The sequence below is a fragment of the Amycolatopsis orientalis DSM 40040 = KCTC 9412 genome (assembly GCF_000478275.1).
In the GTDB taxonomy this organism is placed as follows: Bacteria; Actinomycetota; Actinomycetes; order Mycobacteriales; family Pseudonocardiaceae; genus Amycolatopsis; species Amycolatopsis orientalis.
Window position 1 is genome coordinate 24,193 of the sequence record NZ_ASJB01000061.1, and the last position, 15,986, is coordinate 40,178.

General features: G+C 70.5%; 12 protein-coding genes. 1 reads left to right on the forward strand and 11 read right to left on the reverse strand.

Going from position 1 to position 15,986, the window contains the following annotated elements:
• Positions 1 to 241 precede the first annotated feature (241 nt).
• From L324_RS40980 to eccD, 10 genes are all read right to left on the reverse strand, one after another.
• Complete coding sequence (locus tag L324_RS40980) at positions 242 to 1,345, reverse strand: hypothetical protein (protein WP_051173992.1); 1,104 nt, start codon at positions 1,343 to 1,345, stop codon at positions 242 to 244.
• 65 nt (positions 1,346 to 1,410) lie between these two features.
• Positions 1,411 to 1,728, reverse strand: a complete 318-nt coding sequence (locus L324_RS19715; RefSeq protein WP_037310376.1) for a hypothetical protein — start codon at positions 1,726 to 1,728, stop codon at positions 1,411 to 1,413.
• A 10-nt stretch (positions 1,729 to 1,738) separates the two neighbouring features.
• Positions 1,739 to 3,727 carry a hypothetical protein gene (locus L324_RS19720; RefSeq protein ID WP_051173993.1) on the reverse strand — a complete coding sequence of 663 codons (1,989 nt, stop codon included), beginning with the start codon at positions 3,725 to 3,727 and terminating at the stop codon, positions 1,739 to 1,741.
• Between the two features lie 6 nt (positions 3,728 to 3,733).
• Positions 3,734 to 4,144, reverse strand: coding sequence for a YbaB/EbfC family nucleoid-associated protein (locus tag L324_RS19725; RefSeq protein ID WP_235783583.1), 411 nt, complete (start codon positions 4,142 to 4,144; stop codon positions 3,734 to 3,736).
• Positions 4,083 to 6,215 carry a hypothetical protein gene (locus tag L324_RS42835; protein ID WP_037310380.1) on the reverse strand — a complete coding sequence of 711 codons (2,133 nt, stop codon included), beginning with the start codon at positions 6,213 to 6,215 and terminating at the stop codon, positions 4,083 to 4,085. Before L324_RS42835 ends, L324_RS19725 begins: the two co-directional genes overlap by 62 nt.
• Positions 6,216 to 6,221: 6 nt before the next feature.
• Entirely contained in the window at positions 6,222 to 6,650 is a 429-nt protein-coding gene (locus tag L324_RS19735; RefSeq protein ID WP_037310383.1) for a hypothetical protein, read from the reverse strand.
• 33 nt (positions 6,651 to 6,683) lie between these two features.
• A complete protein-coding gene (locus tag L324_RS19740) occupies positions 6,684 to 6,983 on the reverse strand; it encodes a WXG100 family type VII secretion target (protein WP_037310386.1) in 300 nt (99 codons plus the stop codon).
• A gap of 33 nt (positions 6,984 to 7,016) precedes the next feature.
• Entirely contained in the window at positions 7,017 to 7,355 is a 339-nt protein-coding gene (locus L324_RS19745) for a WXG100 family type VII secretion target (protein ID WP_037310389.1), read from the reverse strand.
• Positions 7,356 to 7,488: 133 nt separating this feature from the next.
• Positions 7,489 to 8,892 (reverse strand): type VII secretion protein EccB, encoded by a 1,404-nt coding sequence (gene eccB / locus L324_RS19750; RefSeq protein WP_037310392.1) that lies wholly within the window; start codon positions 8,890 to 8,892, stop codon positions 7,489 to 7,491.
• A gap of 3 nt (positions 8,893 to 8,895) precedes the next feature.
• Positions 8,896 to 10,269: a type VII secretion integral membrane protein EccD gene (eccD, locus tag L324_RS19755; RefSeq protein ID WP_037310797.1), complete on the reverse strand. Its 1,374-nt coding sequence runs from the start codon at positions 10,267 to 10,269 to the stop codon at positions 8,896 to 8,898.
• 122 nt (positions 10,270 to 10,391) lie between these two features.
• Here eccD and eccCa point away from each other — a divergent pair, with 122 nt between their 5' ends.
• The gene (eccCa, locus tag L324_RS19760) at positions 10,392 to 14,369 is read left to right on the forward strand and encodes a type VII secretion protein EccCa (protein WP_235783584.1); all 3,978 of its coding nucleotides are present in this window, start codon (positions 10,392 to 10,394) and stop codon (positions 14,367 to 14,369) included.
• A 391-nt stretch (positions 14,370 to 14,760) separates the two neighbouring features.
• On the opposite strand, the gene L324_RS19765 is transcribed toward eccCa, so the two are convergent.
• A complete protein-coding gene (locus tag L324_RS19765; RefSeq protein WP_037310397.1) occupies positions 14,761 to 15,876 on the reverse strand; it encodes a S8 family serine peptidase in 1,116 nt (371 codons plus the stop codon).
• Positions 15,877 to 15,986 lie beyond the last annotated feature (110 nt).

Below are 15,986 nucleotides of genomic sequence, written 5' to 3' on the forward strand. Positions count from 1 at the left end.
GTTCACCCCCGACAACGCGCCACACCCCCCGAACGGTTCACCCCCTTCCCCCCTCCCGCATTTAGCCGACTAAACGCGTTCCCGTCGGTAACGAGGGGGCACACGTTTAGTCGGCTGAATGCGCAGAAGGGAGACGTGCGGTGAGTGGCCGGTACAGGGGGTCGTGAGTGGTAAGTGTCGTTAGAACGGCACTTACCACTCACGACCATCCCGGCCCACCGCCCACCCCGCAATTAGTCGGCTAAGTGCATTTGGCTTTGATCATCGCGGCGGCGTGGTGCGCGTAGGTCTTGGTCGAGCCCGACCAGTCTCGGCCCCGCGTCAGCAGCTGGACGGCCAGTTTCGCGCCGTTGATGCGGAAAGTGCCGACGCTGACCCACCGGCCGCGGTTCCCGACCTGGTCGATCTGGAACGACCCGACCGGCGTGCCCTTGTCCACCGCGAACCGGTCGAACACCCGGTACACCGACGGGCTGCCACCCACCGCGGTCAGATCCCCGGTCGGGACGAACACCGAGACGGCGCACGAACCGGTGGTCACCGGACCGGTGTTGAACGTCCACAGCCCGTACGCGCTGGAGTCGTCCTTGTTCGCGTCGCCGGACATCGGGATCGAGACGAACGACGTGCCGCAGCCGCCGTTCCCGTGATTCACCCAGCCCGCTTTGCCGTCGCTGTAGGCGCCGACGCCGGTGAATCCGGTACCGCCACCGCAGCCCCGTCCCGCCATGCCGTCGTAGGTGACCGCCTTGGCCGCCGGTACGGGCGGCCCCTGCGGCTGCGCCGGGGGTGGCGGGGCCTGGTGCTGCTGCGGTCCCGGCGCCGGGCCACCGCCCACGGCGGGCGGAGGCCCGCCGGGAAGTCCGGCGGTTCCCGGATCCGCCACCGCGCCCGGCAGACCGGCCGGGACACCGTCGGCCGCCTGCGCCGGCAGCTGGTTCCCCGGCTGGCCCGGGGCGGGGCCGCCGATGTCGGCGGGCGGAGCGGCCAGCCCCGGCACGAAACCGCCGTCCTGCGGAAGATCCTTCGCGTAGCCCGCCGCGTTGGGCCCTTCACCGGGCTGGTCGCCGCCGAGCAGGCCGGTCAGCGCCATCGGGAGGGCGACCAGGGCCACCCCGGCGACCGCCGCCGCCACGATCACCGGTTTGGACATCCGGCCCGGCGGCGGCGACGCGGCGCCGGTGTCCGCGTCCACGACCGGCGGCACGGCGCCGGCCGCGACCGTCGTGCTTTCCGAAGTCGGCGTGCTGGTTTCGTTGTCCGCCTTCGCTTCCGGGGCGGCGGGCGCCGCCGTTTCCGCCGTGGCGACCGCGACGCCGGTGGACTGCTCTGCGTCCGAGGGCATGGTGCTCCCGCTTCCTTTGCTGGCTCAGGTTGACCGGCGGCACGCACGGGACCGCCGGGAGATCACTAGCGCTTGAGTCCTTTGTGGATGTTCGCGATGTTGTCGTTCTCCGTGATGGCGAGTTTCGCCGCCATCCCCTTGGTGACGATGGTCTGGTTCTCGACGACATCGCCGATCGCGACGAAGGCGCCCTCGATCTTCGTCACCGGGTCGCCGAGATTGGACTTGATCTCCTTGCCCATCTCGTCGTCGCCGCTCGCTTCGAAGATCAGGTCCCTGCGGTCCACGCCGAGTTCGCTGATCTTGCGCATCTTGGCCGCGATGCCCTGATACGCCTCGGAAAGTGTCTTCATGGCCTTGGGGTCCGCCCGGAAATCGTTCATCGCCCGTTCCTCATCCCGTCCCGCTGCCGGTGCCCTGTCCGGCGGCGGAACCGCCGTCGCCGAGCCCGAAGGTGTAGTCGCGCTGGGTGTTCACACTCAGTTCGGTGCTGCCGGGGCCACGCGCCCGGCGCTTACGCCTGCCGAGTACGCCGGGCGCGACCGTCGGGTCGGTGCCCCAGGTTTCCTCGTCTTCGGCGATCCAGGTCGTCCGGTCACGTTCGCCCTTACCCTGTCCGGCCCCGGCCCCGGCACCACCCGCCGAGGGCGGATAGAACGGCACCCCGTTCCCGGTGCCGGTCCCCGCCGTCGTCTTGGGACCGCCGAGCGGCGGGCCCGTGGCGGCGGTGACACCGGCCGTCTTCCCGCCCGGTGCCGGGGAAAGCGACGACGACAGCTCCGACGACACCCCGATCCGGCCGCCGCCGAGTGAACCCGGTCCACTGTGGAAGTTCGCCCGCGGATCGAATTTCGACATGGTCATGGGCAACGTGTCGGGGGCACGCAGCGGCGGCGACGGTGGCGGGGTCCGCCGCAACGACTTGAGATACCGCTCCATGGCCGACTCCCCCGCGGTGCCGGAGGTGCTGGTACCCGGTGGCGGATAAGCCTTGCGCAGCCTGTCCTTCTGCTCCAGGTTGCCGGTGTTCCTCGGCCCGATGATCTCCCCGTTCCCGTTCACCCGGGACCCCGGCGGCACGATGATCGGCCTGCCGTCGGCGCCCAGCACGGGTTTGCCGTCGGGGCCGATCACGGTGCCGTCCGGGCTGACGTGGGAACCGGTGGGCACCTTCAGGAAGTCGTTCGGACCGCCGACCCGCGTGATCGGCGGGGGGAACGCCCCGCCGTGCGCGCCGTCGCCGCCGATGTTCGTGACCGGCGGCGGGGGTGGCGGCGGCGAATTCGTGGTCGTGGTGCTCGGTCCGTTGTCCCCGGTCGATCCGTCGCCCCCGCCGTCGCCTCCGGGACCGGCCCCGCCGTCCTCGGGGGCGTTCGAGCCACCGGACAGGCCGAGATGAACCGGGGTCCGGATCGTCGGCAGATACGGGAGAGCCTGCCGGTAGGTCAGGTCGAGCAACCAGGCGACACTGGCCCCGTGGGTGTCCACGACCCCCAGGTGATCCGTCCAGACCTTCTGCGCGGCGGATTCCAGTTTCTGGCGCGGGGCACCGTTGCTCTGGTCCAGCACCCCGCCGAGATAGGTGCTCTTCGGCCAGCCGTCCTCTTCCCTGGTGTACTTGGGCGGGAAGTGACTCGCGAAATCCGCGACCAGCTCCGGCGCCTGCCAGATCGCGCGCACCACGCCGCCCGGGCTGGCCAGCTCCGATCCCGGCGCGGTGACCGAGAACCCGAGCCCGGTGTCGTAGGTGAAGCTTTCGCCGCCCCGCCACCGCGCGCGTCCCTCGTCGAGGACCTCACCCGCGCGTTTCAGCAGACCGCCCGCCAGGTGGAGCATCTCCCAGGTCGTGAGGTCCTTGGTCAGCTGGGCGACGAGGTCCTGGCATTTGTGGGCGAGTTCGTCCAGCACGTTCCAGAACGCCCCCGCGCCGGTGCCCTGGAAGGCGTCGCCGCGGTGGCCGGTCTTGTTCCGCCAGGTCTCCAGCGGGGAGACCTGCGCGGTCAGCCAGTTCGCCACCCCGCCCAAGGTGGTCGACGCCAGTTCGAAGGTGGACTGCTTGGCGACGTCGTTCGTGTCCTCCCGCAGGGAGTCGACGACCTTGTCGCCATTGGTGAAGTAGGTCGCCGAAGCGCCCTCCAGCTCCTTGCTCACGTCGGCGACGGCGTACCAGGACGTGAAGAACGTCATGCCTTCCGCGTGGATCATGTTCGACGGGACCTTGTTGCTGGGACCACGAAGATGGGTGTAGACGCGCCACGTCAACCAGGGCACGCCGGTGACGGTCGTCCGCGACGGCACCATCGGGAAGCCGGGATCGAGCGTGAAGATGTTCAGAGCCTCTTCCCACACCCAGGTCGTCGGGTCCGGTCCGCCCAGCGCCACGGAGGATCAGTCCCTTCCCCGGCCGAAGGCGTCCGCGGGCGCCTCTTTCCACAGTGCCGAGAACACCTTGTCGACCTCGGTGTTGCCCGTCATCGCCGCCCGGAGGTCGTCGCGCTGGTCCATGAGCGGGCCGAAGACCTCGACCACGGTGTCCGCCATGTCCAGCCGGGCACGTTCGAGTACTTCCAGGAGCGTCCGCGCGAGTTGCTCGGGCGGCATGGTGCGGTACTTGGTGGTGTTGAACTTGATGCCCACCACGGAATTGCGCGAATCCATGGTCACCGTGACCAGGCGGTCCGCCGAGGTCGCCGAGGACCTCCGCGAGGCGAGATCGGCCTTCGCCGACTCGATCCGGTCATGCTGATCCCTCAGCGTGACCATGGCCTGGTGCAGTTGTTCCTCCAGCCAGTCGGCCATCGTTTCCTCCCTGTCCGTAGTTGCGGGGGCCGCCGGCCCCTCGTCCCGCGACCCGGCCGCCGCGCCTGCGGGCGCCCAGTACCGAAGGCGGGAGCTTCGGGTCGGTGCCCCAGGTCTCCTCGTCCTCGGTCAGCCAGGTGGTCCGGTCGCGTTCACCCTTGTTCTGGTCTCCGCCCGCACCGACGCCCTGGCCGCCCGCGGTCGGCGGATAGAACGGGACACCGCCCATCCCGTTCTGCTGGGTCCCGTTCCCCTGCCGCTCCTTGATCAGCGAGGGACCGCCCTCGGTCGTCACCGGTTTCCCCGGCGGCGCGGGCGGTTCGTGCCCGGTCACCGAACCCGCGGGCACCGGCGCGCCGATCGACCCCACCGCAGGCTTCCCGGACGACAGTCCATTGTGGAGATTCGCCGTGCCGCCGGACGACAGCGAGACCGACGGCGCGTGCGACCCGGCGAGCAGGGTCGGCATCGACGGGGCGTTGTCCCCGCGCAAGGACTTCAGGTACCTGTCCAGCTCCGTCTGCCGCGACTCGTCCTTCTTGACCGGCTCCGGCCGGGCCAGCCGGTCCTTCTCGGCGAGCTTGTCGCCCTTCGGCCCGATGATGTTCCCGTCGGGACCGATCCGCGATCCGGGCGGCACGATGATCTGCCGTCCGAGCGGGTCCAGCAAGGGCTTCTTGTCCGGTCCCAGCACCACGCCGTCCGGGCCGATGGTCGAACCGGTCGGCACCTTCAGCCGGTCGTCCGGCTTCGGCGGAGCGGGCGGCGGTTTGCTCCCGTTCTTCGGCGGTCCCGGCGGTGGCGGCGGCGGAGGTGGCCCGCCACCGGCCCCCTTCTTGTCCTTGGTGTCCTTGGTGTCCTTGGTGTCCTTGCTATCCGGGATCTTCGGTGGTGGTTTGCCGGAACCGGGCGGCGGTTTGGGTCCGCCCTTCTGCGGTCCCGGCGGAGGAGGCGGGGGCGGGGGTGGCCCCTGCGAGCCCGGAGGCGGGGGCGGAGGCGCCTTGTGGAGGTTGAGCCGGCGCGGCTCCCTGATCGTCGGCAAGAGCGCCCTGGCGGCGTCATAACTCTTGGGGAGCTGCGTCAGGACGGCCGTGGCCGCGACATCGAGGGTGGCCTCGAGGTGGTCGGTCCACAGATCCCGCGCCGCGGTCATGATCCCGTTCCAGAAGGCGGGGCTCCGGGCGTCCGCGCCCATCAGCGCGCTTTTCGGGTAATGCTCGCCACCGCTCCATTCCGACGCGGTGCTCTTGTGCGACTCCAGATCGGCTTTGAGTCCCGACGAATTCCAGATCGCGTTCAGCGCGCCACCCGGCCAGGCCAGCTGATTGTTCGGCACGTTCACGGTGCCGAAAAGCGCGGTCTTGTAGCCGGGATTCGTCCCGTGCATCCAGTTGTCGTAGCCCTCTTGAAGCTTGTTGAAGGCCCATCGGAGACCGGACTCGGCTTCGTTGATCTCCTTGGTCGCCGGATCGTCCTTGTCCAGGGTCCGCGCGCTGTTCAACCCGGCGGACCGCGTGCCCAGCTGCGTGACGAGGTCGGTGCACCGGAACGCGAGATCGTCCAGATAGTCCCGGAAGGCCCCGGCGCCCGTGCCCTGGAAGTCGTCACCCTTCTTGCCGACCTTGTCCCGCCAGACCTTCAGCTCCGCGGCCTGCTTGTCGAGCAGGGTCTTGGTCCCGTTCAGCGCGCCGAAGGCCCGCCCGAACGTCCAAGGCTGGCCGAGGGGGTTGTAGTTGGGGTCACCTTTCAGCGACGCGAGCGTCTCGTCCATGTTGCCGTAGAACGCCTTCATCACGGGATCGAACGCCTCGTAATTGGCGCTCGCGACGCCCCAGTACTGCATCCACAACGTCGAACTGCGGGCGACGTAATCCCAGCCCTTGGGGTCTTTCGAACCGTGCGTGGAAGCCCACACGTCCCATTTGAGCCATACGACATCCAGGATGGTCTGCCTGCTGGGCACCTTCTGGGAACTCGACGAATCCCTGGTGCAGTCGAAGATGTTGAGGGCGTCTTCCCACGGCGTCAGCGAACTGTTCTTGCCGATGGGCCCTTCCGGCGGGGAGGTCATCGCGGATCAGGGCCCCGTGCCGGTGGACGACGGGGGTTTGATCGCGAGGATCTCGCCGATCTGGCTCATGTTGAGCTCGGTGGACAGCTTGATGTTCTCGTCCTCGCCGCTCAACGCGATCCGCACGACCTCCGTGATGCTGGTGTTCAGCTCGATGAGCCGCTTCTTGATCACGTCGACCTGCGTCCACAACGAGGGCGCCGTACCGGTGCCCTTCCCCTCGTACCTCTCCATCAGCAGCTTGGCGGGCTCCCACGTCTCCGAGCCCGCCAGCAGCCGCCGTTTCCCGGTGGGGTTGTTCGCGGTCAGTTCGAGTTCCGAGACGTCCTTGTTCCCCTCCAGCTCGGTGACCATCTTCTGCAGCACGGTGGTCTGGAAATCCCTGAGAAAACTGACCGTGATCTTGATGTCGCCGCTGTCCGGCTTGTCCGCCACGTCCCTGCTCCCTTCTCCGCGAGCGGCCCGGAATCAGATCTGGAACTTCGCCCCGATGTTCCGGTCGGTGCGCTGGTAGTTGTCGAAGGACAGGGCGAGCGTCTGGTGGCCCTTGGCGAACCGGCCTTCCATGGCCTGTGTCGTGGCGTGCCAGCGGCGCTGCAGATCCGTGTAGGCCGTGGCGCCCTGACCGATCCAGCTGTCGGTCATCGGCTTGATGGACTGCTCCAGGTCGACCAGCGCGGCGTCGATCTGCTTGCTCAGCGCGACCATCCGCTCGGCGAGGTGCGGGACGTTGCCGCTGACCGCGAAACCGTCATAGGGAGTGCTCATGCTCGTGTCCTCTCGGGATCGGGAAGGGAATGCTCAGGCCAGCTCTTTGAAGATGCGGTTGCCTTCGTTGCCGCCGAACGCCGTCACCGCGGTCAGGTTGATGTCGTCTTCGGTGACGTTCATGGTCTTGTCGCTCTCGTTGACCAGTTCCTTGATCTCCGTGAGCATCTTGAGCACCTGCAGGTAGTCCGCCTCCCACAGCTCCAGCTGGTTGAGGAAGGTCTGCGAGGCCGCGCCCTGCCAGTCCGCCCGCAGGTCGCTGCGGACCGCGGTCACGCCGGAGTGGATGGTCTTGCACGCCGACTCGCACTCTTCGATGGCCGCGAGGCCACCTTTCATCCCGGTGTCGGTCTTCTGGAAATTCGTGCTCATTCCTCGCTCGTCCTTCCTCGCGGTGTCGCGGACTTCACCATCCGCCATGACGGTCCACCGCAAGGACACCAAGTCCGGGCGCGAGGGACCATGAGGAACCACCGGCAGAAGTCGGCGGTGGTGATTCCTCCGGTCAGTGCCCGCAGCCGTCGGCCGCGGGGAGCACCGCTCCCCCGTCGCGCAGGGTCGCCGGATCCAGCGGGGCCCCGGTGGGCATCAGGTTCAGCAGGGTCGTGGGCAACCCGTTCGACGCGGCCGGGTCGAACCCGAGTGCTTTCGCCCCCGCGGGAGGAACCGGGTATTTCACCCCGGTCTCGGTCACCAGGAAGAGGGCGTCGCCCGCCCGCCCCGACGCGGCCGAAGCCCGGACCAGGGCCCCCGTACCCGGCAGCACCGCGATCCGGTCGACCCGGGCACAGGGTGCCGCGACGCCCGGCCTGCTCGCCGGCACCTGCCCGGCCTGGACGAACCGCTCGGTCACCGCGACCTGGGTGCGGGGCGCGTCGCCGTCCGGGGTGACGAGGGCGCACAGGCCCTGTCCACTGTGGAGTGTGGCCGCCTTCGGCGGTTTCACCGGCGGCGGCTGCTCGACCGAGGCGAGGTGCTCGCTGACCACTCGTCCCGGCAGCTGAGCCACCGTGACGTCCCCGCCGCCGTATGCCGCCCTTCGGACCTCGGGATCGGCGGCCAGCAGTCTGCTGTCCACTTCGGACAGTGGCGTCAGACCCGCCTTCGTGAGCACGTAGCGCTGCTCGGGTTCGCCCGAAACGGTGTACAACCTGCCGATCCGCGATTCCGTCCCGCCTAGGTCGGCGGTGGTGCCGAGGCCGTCGATCGCGGGCGGCCCGAAGTCGGGCCCGGCGGGGAGCGCGTCCAGCAACGCCGACGGCACCTTGGCGGGCTGGAGCACGCCGTCGACCGCGTCGAGCGCGCCCCGGTCGGTCGCCACCCGATGCCGTTTCCCCTTCCAGAGCAGGAAGGTCGCTCCGTCCGGGGTGACCGCGACGACCGCTGCGCCGTCCTCCAGGGGGTTCGCGGTCGCGCCGCCGACCCGTAGGGCGGTCGGCCCGGCCTGATCGCGATCCACCGCGGTGCACACCTCCCACGGGTCGGCGGCCAGCGCGGGGAGCGAGTCGGGCGCGCCGATGATCCCCAGCGGTTCGCCGCGCGGCACGTCCTTCAGCGAGGCCTCGGAGACGTGTTTCACCGCGAGCTGGTTCCCGGCGACCAGTTTGGCCGAGGCGAAGTTCAGTACCGGCAACAGTTTCCCGCCCGCGTAGAGGAACCGCGCGCCCGAGGAGTCGGCCACGACCAGCGCGCCCTCCACCCGCCACGACTTGTTCCCGCCCGGGGAGACGAGCCCGAACACCAGCAGGCCGAGGCACGCCAGGACGGCGACCAGCACGCCGATGACGCTGCCGCGGTAGGTCCGGTGCAACGGGCTTTCCGGCGCGTCGGGGTCCACCCTCAGCAACGCCGAGGTCAGCCGGCCCAGCATGAACCGGTGTGCCTGGACCTGATCGGTCTTGGAGTTCATCGCTCAGCCTCCGAGCCCGCGCACGAAGGCGAACACGCCGATCAGCCACAACGCGAGCGGCAGCAACGACACCGCGGCGAGGGTCTCGGCGAGATCCGCGAGCCTGCCCCACTGCGGCAGCAGCCGGCGGCCGGGTACCGTCCAGCGCGCCACCAGCACCGCCGCGGCCAGCACGAACGCTCCCGCCACCATCGGCAGCGGCGTCGCCGAATCCTGCTGCGAAGCCAGCAGCAGCCGCAGCACGCCGTACACCCCCGGCACGATCACCGAGAGCCGCTGCCACACGCTGCCCAGCGCGCGGCCGTGCACCAGCAGCAGCGTGCTCAGCACGGCGGCGAACGTGACGGCCTGCCAGGAGCGGTCCCGGACCACGAACTCGAGCGCGACGAGGCACGACAGGCCGATCGCGGCGAACAGCGCGGTCACGAAGGCGTCCGCGACCCGGCCCTTGCCGACGACCTCGCCGCCGGGATGCGGATCGAGTTCCTCCTGCAGTTCCTGCGCGCTGGTGGGCAGGCCGGGAAGCCGCAGCCCGGACAACCGGAAGGCGATCCTCGGCACGAAGGCGCCGAGCAGCACGGCGATCACCGCGATGAGCGTCGCCGAGGCGGGCGCGGACTCCCCGCCGAGCATCAGCACCAGCCCGCCGGTGGCGCACAGCAGCCCGAACGTCGCGACCGAGATGAACACCGGCGCGAACCCGGCCACCGCGGCCATCCCGAGCGCGGCACCCCCGGCGCCCGCGACGCAGGCGGCCAGCAGCCGCGCCCCGGTCAGTACCGGCCCGTCCGGTCCGTCGGGGATCAGCGACCCCGCCAGCCCGACGAACGGGATCGCGGCCAGGGCCAGCGACAGCGCGGCGGGGCCGTCGCCCAGTGCGCGGGCCGCGGTGGCGGAGCACACCAGCAGGAAGAACGCCGCGACCCCGGCGGAGATCAGCGTCGGCGCGGTGGCGGGCGCCGTCACCAGCAGCCCGAAGCCGAGCAGGACGACGGCCAGCACGCAGCCGAGCATCGTCCACCGGGTCGCCCCCGGGGTCCACGAGTCCGGCCGGGCACGGGCCTCTGTGGACAGTCCGTCGATGATGTCGTCGAAATGCACCGCGGGCAGCTGTTCGCGGCGCGGTCGCAGGTACAGGGTCTCGCCGTCGCGCAGGTCGAGGACGTCGACCGTGGACTCCTGGTCCAGCGGCGGATCACCGAGCCGCTGGAGGATCCAGCCGTCGTGGTCCACCCCCTCCTCCGCCAGGTCCTGGCCGGCGTGGCCCAGGATCGTCGGCATCAGGTCGATCAACGGGATGTCCACCGGCACGGCCAGCGCGAAACTGGTCGCGGGGGCACGGACACGGAGCTTGCACAGCCCTGAAGTGGTCGCCATGGCACACGCCTTCGATTCGGCGACCAGCGCACGGATCCGGAAGTGAACCGTCGCGTGGTCGGATTTCGTCACCTCTTGTGGAGCTGCCACCACAGCGCGTCCGAGAGGGAAGGAATCCGGGCTTGAGTGTAATCACATTCCGCAAGGGGCCGCGACGGCCAGGACCGGAAATGCCCGAGGGCGAGCTGAGTATCCAGGAACCGCCCACGCTGCCCGAAGTCCAGCGCAGCGCCGGCGCGGTCATGATGTACCTGCCGATGGCGCTGTCGTCGACGGCGACGGTGCTGTTGTTCGTCCGTCCCGGCGAGAACGGCGCGTTCAGCTATCTGGCCGCCGGGCTGATGACGGTGTCGTCGATGGCCATGCTGGTCGGCCAGCTCGGCCGCAGCGCGGGCGAGCGCAAACAGAAACTCAACGACGCCCGGCGCGACTACCTCCGCTATCTGGCGCAGTCGCGGCGCAAGGTCCGGGAAGTGGTGACCCGCCAACGGGAAGCGCTGGCCTGGCGGCATCCCGACCCGACCTCGCTGTGGTCGTTGCCCGGCACGACCCGGATGTGGGAACGGGACGCCGCCGACGACGACTTCGGGGAGATTCGGGTCGCGCGCGGTCCCCAGCGGCTCGCGTGGCGGCTGAACCCGTTGTCCACCAAGCCCGTCGACGATCTGGAGCCGCTGTCCGCGCACGCGCTCCGCCGGTTCATCCACGCCTACGGCACCGTGACCGATCAGCCGGTGGCGGTGTTCCTGCCGTCGTTCGCCCGGATCCTGGTGCAGGCCGCCGGTGACGAGGACGAGCGGATCCGGGCACTCGCCCGGTCGATGATGGCGCATCTCGCGGTCTTCCACTCCCCCGCGGAACTGCGGATCGTCGTCCTCACCGCCCCGGAACGGCGGGGCGACTGGGAATGGGCGAAATGGCTGCCGCACAACCTCCATCCCAGCGAAACCGACGGCGCCGGGGAAGCCCGGCTGGTGGTGGAGTCCATCGCCGAGCTGGAAACCGCGCTGGGCGACGAATTCGCCACCAGGCCCGGCTTCGACCCGGACGCCCTGCCCGACAGCCACGAACCGTGTGTGATGTTGTTCGTGGACGGTGTCACCGTGCCGCCCACGTCGCGGCTCTCCGGTGACGGCTACCGCAACACGACGGTCGTCGACCTCTCGTCGGCACTGTCCGTTCAGGACGATCCGCTGACCCTGCGGCTCCGGCTCGAAGACGGGAAGCTGAAGCTGATCACGGTCGACCAGCACAACAAGGAGGTCGCGGGCGACCTCGGCCGTCCGGACGGGATCGGTCTCAACACCGCGTCCGCGCTGGCGATGCGGCTGGCGCCCTACCGGGTCGGCGCGCGGCGGAAGTCGGCCGAGCCGATGGCCGCCGACTTCGACCTGACCGCCATGCTGGGCATCACCGACATCCAGACCTACGACGTCGCGGCGGGCTGGGCGGCGAAACGCGCGGGCGGCAGGCTCCGGGTGCCGCTCGGCGTCGGCCCGACCGGCGCCCCGGTCGATCTCGACATCAAGGAATCCGCCCAGTCGGGCATGGGCCCGCACGGCATGCTGATCGGCGCGACCGGCTCCGGGAAGTCGGAACTGCTGCGCACCCTCGTGCTGGCGCTCGCCCTCACGCATTCGTCGGAGATCCTGAACTTCGTCCTGGTGGACTTCAAAGGTGGCGCGACCTTCCTCGGACTGGACGGGCTGCCGCACACGTCCGCGGTGATCACGAACCTCGCCGACGAGGCCGCGCTGGTCGGCCGGATGCGCGAGGCGCTCAACGGGGAACTGGTGCGGCGCCAGGAACTTCTGCGCAAGGCGGGTAACTACAGCTCCGCGCTGGACTACGAGCGTGCGCGGGCGAACGGGACCCCGCTCGCTCCGCTGCCCACCCTTTTCCTGGTGGTGGACGAATTCAGCGAGCTGTTGTCGGCGCACCGCGACTTCATGGACCTGTTCATCATGATCGGCAGGCTCGGCCGTTCACTCGGCGTCCATCTGCTGCTCGCCTCGCAGCGGCTCGACGAAAGCCGGATCCACCAGCTGGAATCGCATCTGTCGTACCGGATCGGCCTGCGCACCTTCTCGGCGATGGAAAGCCGTGGCGTACTCGGGGTACCGGACGCCTATCAGCTGCCGTCGGATCCGGGGAACGGCTTCCTCAAGAGCGGTACCGCGGCGCTGGACCGGTTCAAGGCGGCCTACGTCTCCGGGCCGCACCGCGTGGTGCGGCGGAATGTCGAACAGGCGGTGGTTGCCCAGCAGATCGTGCCGTTCACCTCGAAGTTCGCCGCCCGCACCGAACCGGCGCCCGAACCCGAGCCGGTCCCGGTGGCCGAAGCCGAACCCGAAGGTTCGGTGCCGAGCCTGCTGGAGCTGGCCGTGGACCGGCTCCGGGACGCCGGTCCGCCCGCACACCAGGTCTGGCTCCCGCCGCTGGACGCGCCCAGTTCCCTCGACGAACTGCTGCCGCCGCTGGTGGAAACCCGTGAACACGGGCTCACCGCCCTGGCGTGGCCGGGCCGCGGCGCGCTGACCGTCCCCATCGGACTGATCGACCGCCCCTTCGAGCAGACCAGGGATCCACTGCTCGTCGACCTCGCGGGCAGCGACGGCCACGTCGCGATCGTCGGCGGGCCGCAGAGCGGCAAGAGCACGGCGCTGCGCACCCTGGTCACCGCGCTGGCGCTGACCCACACCCCGGCCGAAGTCCAGTTCTACTGCCTCGACTTCGGCGGCGGAACGCTGACCAGCCTGCGGAAACTGCCGCATGTCGGCGGGGTGACCGGCAGGCTGGACGTCGAACGCATCCACCGCACCATCGGCGAGATCACCGCGCTGCTGACCCGCCGGGAACGGTTCTTCACCGACAACGACATCGACTCCATGGCCACCTACCGGCGCAAGCGGGCGGCGGGGGAGTTCGCCGACCAGCGCCACGGTGACGTCTTCCTCGTGGTGGACGGCTGGTCCACGATCCGGCAGGATTTCATGGACCTGCTGCCGACGTTCGTCGAACTGGCCTCACGCGGCCTCAACTACGGCATCCACCTGATGATGGCGTCGAGCCGGTGGAGCGAGATCGTCAGCGCCGTCCGCGACCTCGTCGGCACGCAACTCGAACTCCGGCTCGGCGACCCGGTCGATTCGGTGATCAACATGCGCGCGGCGGCGACCGTGCCGAAGATCCCGGGCCGCGGCCTCACCGACAAGGAACTGCACTTCCTCACCGCGCTGCCGTCCATCGACGGCGTGGACCGCGACGTCGCCGAACACGTCGAGGCGCTGGTGGACCGGATCGCCTCGGCGTGGCCCGGCCCGTCCGCTCCCGGGGTCCGGATGCTGCCGGTGGTACTGGACCGGGCCGAGCTGCCGCCGCCGGACGCGGACATGCGGCTCGCGCTGGGCCTGGACGATCAGCGTCTCGAGCCGTTGTGGCACGACTTCGAGGACCACCCGCACCTGATGGTCGTCGGCGACGTGGAATCCGGGAAGACGAACCTGCTGCGGCTGGTGATCGACGGCATCACCCGGCGCTACTCCCCGCAGGAGGCGCGGATCATCACGGTCGACTACCGCCGCGGCCTGTACGACGCCGTCCCCAAGGACTATCAGCTGGGCTACGCGGTGTCCGGGGACACGGTGCACGACATGATCGACGGCGTCGCGAGGGCGGTCCAGACCCGGATCCCGGGCCCCGACATCACGCCGGCGCGCCTGCGGTTGCGCGACTGGTGGACCGGACCGCAGGTGTTCGTGGTGATCGACGACTACGACATGGTGGCGTCGTCGTCGAACGCCCTCTTCCAGCAACTGTTCGACCCGCTGGCGCAGGGCAACGCGCTGGGCCTGCACCTCGTCGTCGCCCGCGGCGCCAACGGGATCGGGCGCGGTGCCAACGATCCGTTGCTGCGGCGGCTCGTCGAGGTCAACACCCCGATGATGCTGCTCTCGTGCCCGCTGTCGGAAGGCATCGTGTTCGGCGAGGTGCGGCCGCGCGTCCTGACCCCGGGACGGGCGCAGTACGCGACACGGCGCGGGACGACCGTCGTGCAGACGGCGCTCTCGGCGCACGAAGCGGCGCTCGTCGCGAAGTGACCCGCCCTGGGGTCGCGGAACACCCCCGGCCGCGTCCCCAGGGCTTCCGGCGGCTCGCCCGGCCGCCCAGGTCGTGAGTGGTAAGTGTCGTTCTAACGGCACTTACCACTCACGACCACCCGGACCACCTGCGGTCCCGCAGCGCTCACTCACCACCGGCCCGAACCGCTTGCGGTGCGGTCAGTGCGAGGCGCGAGGCGCGAGGCGCGAGGCGCGAGGTGCGAGGCGCGAGGTGTCCCAAAGGGCCCCTTTGAGACCTTCACCGTCGCAAAGGGACCCTTTGGGACGCGTCCGCACGTAGCCGATGGGCCGGGGTGGTCGTGAGTGGTAAGTGTCGTTAGAACGACACTTACCACTCACGACCCAGCCGGGCACCCGCGGTCCGCAGCGCTCACTCGCCGCCCGCCCGCCACCGCCGACGCCTGCCCCGCGGGACGACGACGGCGGCAGCGCCCAGCAAAGCGACGGCGGCGGCGACTCCGGCCACCACCGCCCAGGCGCCCTGCCGGGCGGGGGCGAGGTCCGGCGCGGGCGTCACCATCAGGGGTTCGCGGCGCACCGCCGCGGCACCGTCCGCCGTCGCGACCGACGTCATGGCGGCGAGCGGGTCGAGCACGGTGACGCCGCCCTGCGCGTACGCGGTGTCCCGCAACCGCCGGGCGAGGTCGGCCGCCGTCGTCTCGGGCCGGTACGACCGGATCAGCGCCGCCGCGGCCGCCACGTGCGCGGCGGCGAACGCGGGTCCGGCGCCGACGGCCGCGCCCCCGCCGGGGCCCTTGCCCACGACGAGATTTCCCGGCGCGGCAAGGATTCCGGGCGCGGCGGCGGCCTTGCCGTCCGGTCCGATGGCGGTCACCGCGAGCACGCCGGGGAACGCCGCCGGGTAGTACGGGCCCGGCGGGACGTCGCGCGCCGTGGTCAGGTCCCGGCCCGCGGCCGCCACGATCAGCGCACCCGCCGCGACGGCCCGGTCGACGGCCTGCCGCAGCGCGGGGTCCGCCTCGGTGACGGCCGCCGCGACGCAGATGATCCGCGCCCCGGCCGCGACCGCGCCGTCGAGTCCGCCCGCGATACTCGCCGCGGTCGCCGTGCCGGAGCGGTCCGTACCGCGCACCGCGAGCACGCGAGCCCCGGGTGCCAGCCCGGAAACCTTGGCGGTGCCCGAAGGAGGCGCCGCGATCAGGCTCGCGACGACGGTGCCGTGCCCGACGCAGTCCGTTCCGCCGTCGCCGACCGGCCGCACCGGGAGGACCGACCCGTCGACCCCGGTGTCCACCACCGCGACGGTCACGCCCTCCCCGGTCGCCAGGGCCCACAGGCGGTCCGCGCCGAGATAGGGCAACTGCCAGGGCACCGCGGGTGCTTGCTTGCCCGAAGACGCGGTGCACGCCTGACCGGCCTTCAGCGCCTGCGGGATCTGAGGGAGCTCAGTGTCCTGCGCCGCCGCGAGGCCGCCGTTCGCCAGCAAGGTGAGCGTCGCGCACGCGACCGTCAGATGTCGCCTCATCGTCCCAGTCCAGCACGCGCCACCGGACCCGCCCAGGAAGAAGTACCGGCAGGTTCGCCGGACGGGTGAACCCGATCGGACCCCTGCCGCGTTGTCCGGAGTGGAGCCAA

What these genes read in the sequence shown, in the direction of transcription:
- L324_RS40980 (WP_051173992.1), bottom strand. Translation starts at nt 1,345, where the DNA reads ATGCCCTCGGACGCAGAGCAGTCCACCGGCGTCGCGGTCGCCACGGCG.
- L324_RS19715 (WP_037310376.1), bottom strand. Translation starts at nt 1,728, where the DNA reads ATGAACGATTTCCGGGCGGACCCCAAGGCCATGAAGACACTTTCCGAG.
- L324_RS19725 (WP_235783583.1), bottom strand. Translation starts at nt 4,144, where the DNA reads ATGGCCGACTGGCTGGAGGAACAACTGCACCAGGCCATGGTCACGCTG.
- L324_RS42835 (WP_037310380.1), bottom strand. Translation starts at nt 6,215, where the DNA reads ATGACCTCCCCGCCGGAAGGGCCCATCGGCAAGAACAGTTCGCTGACG.
- L324_RS19740 (WP_037310386.1), bottom strand. Translation starts at nt 6,983, where the DNA reads ATGAGCACTCCCTATGACGGTTTCGCGGTCAGCGGCAACGTCCCGCAC.
- L324_RS19745 (WP_037310389.1), bottom strand. Translation starts at nt 7,355, where the DNA reads ATGAGCACGAATTTCCAGAAGACCGACACCGGGATGAAAGGTGGCCTC.
- eccB (WP_037310392.1), bottom strand. Translation starts at nt 8,892, where the DNA reads ATGAACTCCAAGACCGATCAGGTCCAGGCACACCGGTTCATGCTGGGC.
- eccD (WP_037310797.1), bottom strand. Translation starts at nt 10,269, where the DNA reads ATGGCGACCACTTCAGGGCTGTGCAAGCTCCGTGTCCGTGCCCCCGCG.
- L324_RS19765 (WP_037310397.1), bottom strand. Translation starts at nt 15,876, where the DNA reads ATGAGGCGACATCTGACGGTCGCGTGCGCGACGCTCACCTTGCTGGCG.